General features: G+C 66.6%; 9 protein-coding genes. 6 read left to right on the plus strand and 3 right to left on the minus strand.

Annotated elements, in window-relative coordinates; genetic code table 11:
* Nucleotides 1-7 precede the first annotated feature (7 nt).
* The 6 genes from TSH64_RS08315 to TSH64_RS08340 all read left to right on the plus strand — a co-directional run bounded on the left by TSH64_RS08315 (nucleotide 8) and on the right by TSH64_RS08340 (nucleotide 5,109).
* Nucleotides 8-1,336, plus strand: a complete 1,329-nt coding sequence (locus TSH64_RS08315) for a pyruvate dehydrogenase complex dihydrolipoamide acetyltransferase (protein ID WP_109096345.1) — start codon at nucleotides 8-10, stop codon at nucleotides 1,334-1,336.
* A gap of 19 nt (nucleotides 1,337-1,355) precedes the next feature.
* On the plus strand, nucleotides 1,356-1,658 hold the full coding sequence (locus tag TSH64_RS08320; protein WP_012974131.1) for a chorismate mutase: 303 nt from the start codon (nucleotides 1,356-1,358) through the stop codon (nucleotides 1,656-1,658).
* A 15-nt stretch (nucleotides 1,659-1,673) separates the two neighbouring features.
* On the plus strand, nucleotides 1,674-3,071 hold the full coding sequence (gene lpdA, locus TSH64_RS08325) for a dihydrolipoyl dehydrogenase (protein WP_109096346.1): 1,398 nt from the start codon (nucleotides 1,674-1,676) through the stop codon (nucleotides 3,069-3,071).
* Between the two features lie 42 nt (nucleotides 3,072-3,113).
* Nucleotides 3,114-3,599, plus strand: coding sequence for a DUF29 domain-containing protein (locus TSH64_RS08330; RefSeq protein ID WP_109096347.1), 486 nt, complete (start codon nucleotides 3,114-3,116; stop codon nucleotides 3,597-3,599).
* A gap of 61 nt (nucleotides 3,600-3,660) precedes the next feature.
* Nucleotides 3,661-4,617: a lipoyl synthase gene (lipA, locus tag TSH64_RS08335; RefSeq protein ID WP_109096348.1), complete on the plus strand. Its 957-nt coding sequence runs from the start codon at nucleotides 3,661-3,663 to the stop codon at nucleotides 4,615-4,617.
* A 36-nt stretch (nucleotides 4,618-4,653) separates the two neighbouring features.
* A complete protein-coding gene (locus TSH64_RS08340) occupies nucleotides 4,654-5,109 on the plus strand; it encodes a type II toxin-antitoxin system RatA family toxin (RefSeq protein WP_109096349.1) in 456 nt (151 codons plus the stop codon).
* A gap of 33 nt (nucleotides 5,110-5,142) precedes the next feature.
* Here the strand turns inward: TSH64_RS08340 and TSH64_RS08345 are convergent, their stop codons facing one another.
* The 3 genes from TSH64_RS08345 to ispF all read right to left on the minus strand — a co-directional run.
* The gene (locus TSH64_RS08345; RefSeq protein WP_282188100.1) at nucleotides 5,143-5,349 is read right to left on the minus strand and encodes a 4-oxalocrotonate tautomerase; all 207 of its coding nucleotides are present in this window, start codon (nucleotides 5,347-5,349) and stop codon (nucleotides 5,143-5,145) included.
* A 24-nt stretch (nucleotides 5,350-5,373) separates the two neighbouring features.
* Nucleotides 5,374-5,877 carry a CinA family protein gene (locus TSH64_RS08350; RefSeq protein ID WP_109049900.1) on the minus strand — a complete coding sequence of 168 codons (504 nt, stop codon included), beginning with the start codon at nucleotides 5,875-5,877 and terminating at the stop codon, nucleotides 5,374-5,376.
* A 36-nt stretch (nucleotides 5,878-5,913) separates the two neighbouring features.
* Nucleotides 5,914-6,600 (minus strand): 2-C-methyl-D-erythritol 2,4-cyclodiphosphate synthase (gene ispF / locus TSH64_RS08355; protein ID WP_109452410.1); only part of this gene is annotated, 687 nt, incomplete at its 5' end.

The following is a 6,600-nucleotide window of genomic DNA, read 5'->3' on the forward strand; positions in this document are numbered from 1 at the left end:
TGATAGGATGACCGTTCAGATTCTGATGCCTGCCCTCTCGCCCACGATGACCGAGGGCAACCTCGCCAAGTGGCTGAAGAAGGAAGGCGACACGGTGAAGTCCGGCGACGTGCTCGCCGAGATCGAGACCGACAAGGCCACCATGGAAGTCGAAGCGGTCGATGAAGGCCGCATCGGCAAGATACTGATCCCGGCCGGCAGCCAGGGCGTGGCGGTGAACACCCCCATCGCCATCCTGCTGGAAGAGGGCGAGGACGAGAGCGCGCTGGCGTCCGCCGGTTCCGCTCCGGCCCCGGCAGCTGCCGCTCCGGCCGCTGCGCCGGCGCCCGCGGCCGCTCCGGTTGCCGCCGCTGCTCCGGCCGCTCCTGCTGCCGCTCCGGCGGCAGGTGGCGAGCGCGTGTTCGCCAGCCCGCTGGCCCGCCGTATCGCCGAGCAGGCCGGCGTCGACCTGAAGACCGTCAAGGGCACCGGCCCGCACGGCCGCATCGTCAAGGCCGACGTCGAGGCCGCCAAGGCCGCCGGCCCGGCCAAGGCCGCTGCCGCCCCGGCCCCTGCTTCGGCTCCGGCTGCCGCCGCTCCGGCTCCCGCAGCGGCTCCGGCCCCGGCGAAGGCCGAAGGCGTGGATGCCAAGGCGCTCGCCGACAAGCTCGGCATGGCCTACACCGCCGTGCCGAACAGCGGCATGCGCAAGACCATCGCCAAGCGTCTGGGCGAGGTGAAGCGCACGGTTCCCGACTACTTCCTGACGGTGGATGTCGAGATCGACGCGCTGATGAAGGTCCGTGCCGAGCTGAACGGCCGGTCCGACGCCTACAAGCTGTCGGTGAACGACTTCATCATCCGCGCCGTGGCTCTGGCGCTGAAGAAGGTCCCGGCGCTGAACGCCGCCTGGACCGACGAGGCGATGCTGCAGTACAGCCACGCCGACATCTCGGTCGCCGTCGCCACCCCGACCGGGCTGATCACCCCGATCGTCAAGAAGGCGGAGACCAAGGGGCTGGCCGACATCTCCAACGAGATGAAGTCGCTGGCCAAGAAGGCGCGCGACAACGCGCTGAAGCCGGAAGAGTATCAGGGCGGCACCATCTCCATCTCCAACCTGGGCATGATGGGGATCAAGCAGTTCCAGGCGATCATCAACCCGCCGCAGGCCTGCATCCTGGCGGTCGGCGCCAGCGAGCAGCGCCCGGTGGTGAAGGACGGCGCTCTGGCCATCGCCACGGTGATGAGCCTGACCGGCACCTTCGATCACCGCGTGGCCGATGGCGCCGTCGGTGCGGAATTCCTTGGAGCGGTGAAGAAGCTGCTCGAGGATCCGCTCTCGATGCTGCTCTGACGGCTGGAGGACCGGTTCCATGTCGAAAAGCCTTGCCCCGCTCCGCGCCGAGATCGACGCCATCGACGACGAGATCGTCGCGTTGCTGGGCAAGCGCCTGTCCGTCGTCCACCGCGTCGCAGCGGTGAAGATGGCGGAGAACCTGCCGGCCGTCCTGCCCGACCGCGTCGAAGCGGTCAAACGGCGGGCGGCCGAGGCAGGCAAGGCCTACGGCCTGGATCCGGACTTCATGGCCACCCTGTACCAGACGATCATCGACGAGGCGTGCCGGGTCGAGGAAGGCATCTTTGCCGCCGGCCGCGAGGATGCGCCTCGCTCCTGAATGGGGAGAACACCCTTGGCCGACATCAATTACGACGTCATCGTCATCGGCGGCGGACCGGGCGGTTACGTGGCGGCGATCCGCGCCGCGCAGCTGGGCCTGCACACCGCGGTCATCGAGCGTGAAAACCTGGGCGGCATCTGCCTGAACTGGGGCTGCATCCCGACCAAGGCGCTGCTGCGCTCGGCCGAGGTGCTGCATCTCGCCAAGCACGCGTCCGATTATGGTCTGGTCATCCAGAACCCGTCCTTCGACCTCGACAAGGTCGTCGCCCGCTCGCGCAAGGTCGCCGGGCAGCTGAACGGCGGCGTCAAGCACCTGCTGAAGAAGAACAAGGTCGCGGTGATCGAAGGCTCGGCCAAGCTGCTCGGCAAGGGGCAGGTGGCGGTTTCCAAGGGCGAAGCCCCGGTCGGCACCTTCGGCGCCAAGCACATCATCATCGCCACCGGTGCGCGCGCCCGCACGCTGCCGGGCCTGGAGGATGACGGCAAGCTGGTCTGGACCTACCGCAAGGCGATGACCCCGGACAGCATGCCGAAGTCGCTGCTGGTCATCGGCTCCGGCGCCATCGGCATCGAGTTCGCCAGCTTCTACAACGCGCTCGGCGCCAAGGTCACCGTTGTCGAAGTGATGGACCGCATCCTTCCGGTGGAGGATGAGGAAATCTCCGGAATGGCCCGGAAGGCCTTTGAGAAGCAGGGCATGCGCATCATCACCGGCGGCAAGGCCGGCAACCTGCGCAAGGCCGCCGACAGCGTGACCGTGGCCGTCGAAGCCGGCGGCAAGACCGAGGACATCACGGTCGACCGCGTCATCGTCGCCGTCGGCATCAGCCCGAACACCGAAGGCCTCGGCCTGGAGAACACCAAGGTCAAGACCGACCGCGGCCACATCCAGACCAACGGCATGTGCGAGACCGACGAGCCGGGCGTGTACGCTATCGGCGACGTGACCGGCGCGCCCTGGCTCGCCCACAAGGCCAGCCATGAAGGCGTGATCGTCGCCGAGCACATCGCCGGCAAGCATCCGCATGCGCTGAACGTCCGCAACATCCCGGGCTGCACCTATTCGCACCCGCAGATCGCGTCGGTCGGCCTGACGGAGAAGAAGGCGAAGGAAGCCGGCTACGAGATCAAGGTCGGCCGCTTCCCGTTCGTCGGCAACGGCAAGGCCATCGCGCTCGGCGAGCCGGAAGGCCTGATCAAGACCATCTTCGACGCCAAGACCGGCGAGATGCTGGGTGCCCACATGATCGGTGCGGAAGTGACCGAGCTGATCCAGGGCTACGGCATCGCCAAGTCGTCGGAGCTGACCGAGGCCGAGCTGATGCACACGGTGTTCCCGCACCCGACCTTGTCGGAAATGATGCATGAGTCGGTCCTTGATGCCTATGGCCGGGCGATCCACTTTTAACTGATGTTTCCGAGGTGACGTTCTTCCCAGCCGGATGGGGCCATGGACCGCAGCAGCGCCGCGTATGACGAGGATTTCTATGCCTGGAGCCAAGCCCAGGCGCAGGAGCTTCGCCGTGCCGGCGCCGAGCGGAACAATGCCCCGGTCGACTGGGAGAACGTCGCCGAGGAGATCGAGAGCATGGGCCGCAGCCAGAGATCCGAGGTCGAGGATCTTCTTAGCGTTCTGCTGCTCAATCTGCTGAGGTGGATGTTCTGTCCCGACTTGCGGGAGCGGTGCGAACGCGATTGGAGCTTGGCCGTCCGGCTGCAGCGCAGGAAGCTTGTCCGGGAGTTCAGGGACAGTCCCAGTCTTCGGTTGTGTGTTGCCGACGCCTTCGCCGAGGTTTACTCGGACACCCTCCTGATGGCGGCCGCCGAGGCGGATACCCCTCACGGCCATTTTCCACTCCAGCCGCCTTTCACGCTTGACCAAGCGCTCGATCCGGCCTATCCGGCCGAACTGTTTCCGCCGGAATGGCGGGTTTGACATCCTCATCGCACCTATTGTCGGGGCCGGGCATCGCGTCGGCCATCGGGAGCTTTAGACCATGACCCTCGTCGACCAGACCGAGAAGCTGCGCCACCCCGAAAAGGCCCACAAGCCCGACAACCCCATCCAGCGCAAACCGGCCTGGATCCGGGTCAAGGCGCCGATGAGCCAGGAATACAACGAGACCCGCCAGCTGATGCGCGGTCTGAAGCTGAACACCGTGTGCGAAGAGGCCGCCTGCCCGAACATCGGGGAGTGCTGGAAGCAGAAGCACGCCACCTTCATGATCCTGGGCTCCATCTGCACGCGCGGCTGCGCGTTCTGCAATGTCGAGACCGGGCGTCCGGATCTGCTCGACCCGCATGAGCCGGAGAAAGTCGCGGAGGCCGTCGGTCAGCTGAAGCTGTCCCACGTCGTCATCACCTCGGTCGACCGCGACGATCTGGCCGACGGCGGTGCGGAGCATTTCGCCCGCACCATCCGCGCCATCCGTGCGGCGTCGCCGACGACCACCATCGAAATCCTGACCCCCGACTTCCAGAAGAAAAAGGGCGCGGTCGAGGTGGTGGTGGAGGCCAAGCCGGACGTGTTCAACCACAATCTGGAAACCGCGCCGCGCCTATACCCTACGATCCGTCCCGGCGCGCGCTACTTCGCCTCGCTGCAGCTGCTGGCGCGGGTGAAGGAGCTGGATCCGACGATCTTCACCAAGTCCGGCCTGATGGTAGGCCTAGGCGAGACGAAGGAGGAGATCGGGCAGGTGATGGACGATCTTCGCTCCGCCGATGTGGACTTTCTGACGATTGGGCAGTATCTCCAGCCCACGCCCAAGCATGCGGCAGTGGATCGCTTCGTGACTCCTGAGGAGTTCGACGGTTATTCCACTGTTGGCCGCGGCAAGGGCTTCCTGCTGGTGGCCTCGTCGCCGCTGACGCGCTCGTCCTATCATGCGGGTGCGGATTTCGAGAAGCTGCGCGAAGCCCGGCTGCGCAAGCTGGGGGTCGCGGCCGCCTGATCCAGGCGGCTCAATAAGAAAGGACACGATACGGGCATGCCGACGCACGCGGAGAAGAAGGTTCTTCCCTACACGCCCCAGCAGATGTACGACCTGGTCGCCGATGTGGAGAAGTATCCGGAGTTTCTGCCCTGGTGCCTGGCGGCCCGCATCCGCAAGCGCGAAGACAACGTGATGTTCGCGGACCTGATCATCGGCTTCAAGATGGTCCGCGAACGCTTCACCTCGCGGGTGGAGCTGCACGAGCCCGACTGCCGGATCAACGTTCATTACACCGACGGGCCGTTCCAGTATCTGAACAATCACTGGATCTTCAACGAGCATCCCGGTGGCTGCTGCGTCGACTTCTTCGTCGATTTCGAGTTCCGCTCGAAGATGCTGCAGAAGATCATGGGGCTGCTGTTCAACGAGGCTGTCCGCCGCATGGTCCAAGCCTTTGAAACGCGCGCGGCCCAGCTTTACGGGCCGGGCCGGGCGACGCAGCCGGCCTGACGCCGGCCGCGGACGATTGAGACGGGTGGTCGGTCAGCTCTTGTCCGACCACAGCTCCCCGCCGCTCGCCCAATCGCTCTTCTTCACATCCTGAAAGATAATGTCCACCGCGGACGGCGAGCAGCCGAGGACCTTCACGGTCGCCTCGGTCAACGCCTTGGCATAGTCGCGCTTCTGTTCGACGGTGCGTCCTTCGAACAGCTGGATGTTGATGGTCGGCATCGGGTCTTTTTCCCTCATTGTGAAGAGTTTGTCGGCGAGTCTTCAGCGCAGGCTTCCGGTCGGCCGGGCGAGCCGAAGCCGCTCCAGCGCCGCCTGGACCGTCGCCATCCTCACGGCGTCGCGGTCGCCGGGGAAGGTGTATTCCTTGGCCTTGGCGGCTCCGCCGCGCACGGCCGTCGCGACATAGACCCGGCCCACCGGCTTGGTTTCCGTGGCCCCGCCGGGGCCGGCGATTCCCGTCACCGCCACCGTCACGTCGGCGCGCGATTTCGCCAGCGCGCCGACCGCCATGGCGACCGCCACCTCGGGACTGACGGCGCCATGGGCATGCAGCAGGCTGGCGGGGACGGCCAGCACTTCGGTCTTGGCGATGTTGGTGTAGGTGACGAAGCCGCGGTCGACCACCTTGGACGAGCCGGCAATGTCGGTCAGGGCACCGGCGATCAGGCCGCCGGTGCAGGATTCGGCGGTCGCCAGCATAAAGCCGGCGAGGCCGTATTCGGCGAGAGTCTGCGCGGCGAGGTCGCGGATGATCTCGGGAAACATGACGGCCTCTCCCGGTTCGTGTCGTCGGGCAGGATGTTAGCCCGGAAGTCGGACGGTCGCCACAGCCTGGGCCGCAATGCCCTCGCGCCGTCCGGTGAAGCCCAACTGCTCGGTGGTCGTCGCCTTGACGCTGACCCGTCCGACCTCGATGCCCAGAATCTGGGCAATACGTTCCGCCATGGCGGCGCGGTGGGGTCCCACCTTCGGCCGCTCGCAGATGACGGTCACGTCGGCATGGGCGATGACGCCGCCGCGCTCCGCCACCAGATCGGCGGCATGGCGCAGGAACTTGGCGCTGTCGGCACCGCGCCAGCGCGGATCGGTCGGCGGAAAGTGGCTGCCGATGTCGCCGGCAGCCATCGCCCCGAGGATGGCGTCTGTCAGGGCATGCAATCCGACATCCGCATCCGAATGGCCTTCCAGCCCATGGCTGTGCGGCACCCGCAGGCCGCAGAGCGTCACGAAATCGCCGTCGGTGAAGCGGTGGACATCGAACCCGCTGCCGGTCCGCACGTCCCACAGGCTGCTCATGATCGCGCGGGTGGCGCGGCTCAGGTCGTCGGGGGTGGTCACCTTGAAATTGTCCTCCTTGGACGGAACCAGCGCCACGGCCAGCCCGGCGCGCTCCGCCACTGCGGCATCGTCGGTCAGCGACAGGCCGGCGGCGGCGCGGTGGGCTTCGAGAATGGCGGGGGAGGGGGAGGCCCGCGGGGGCTGCGCCCC

It is taken from the genome of Azospirillum sp. TSH64, from assembly GCF_003116035.1.
Taxonomy (GTDB): Bacteria; Pseudomonadota; Alphaproteobacteria; order Azospirillales; family Azospirillaceae; genus Azospirillum.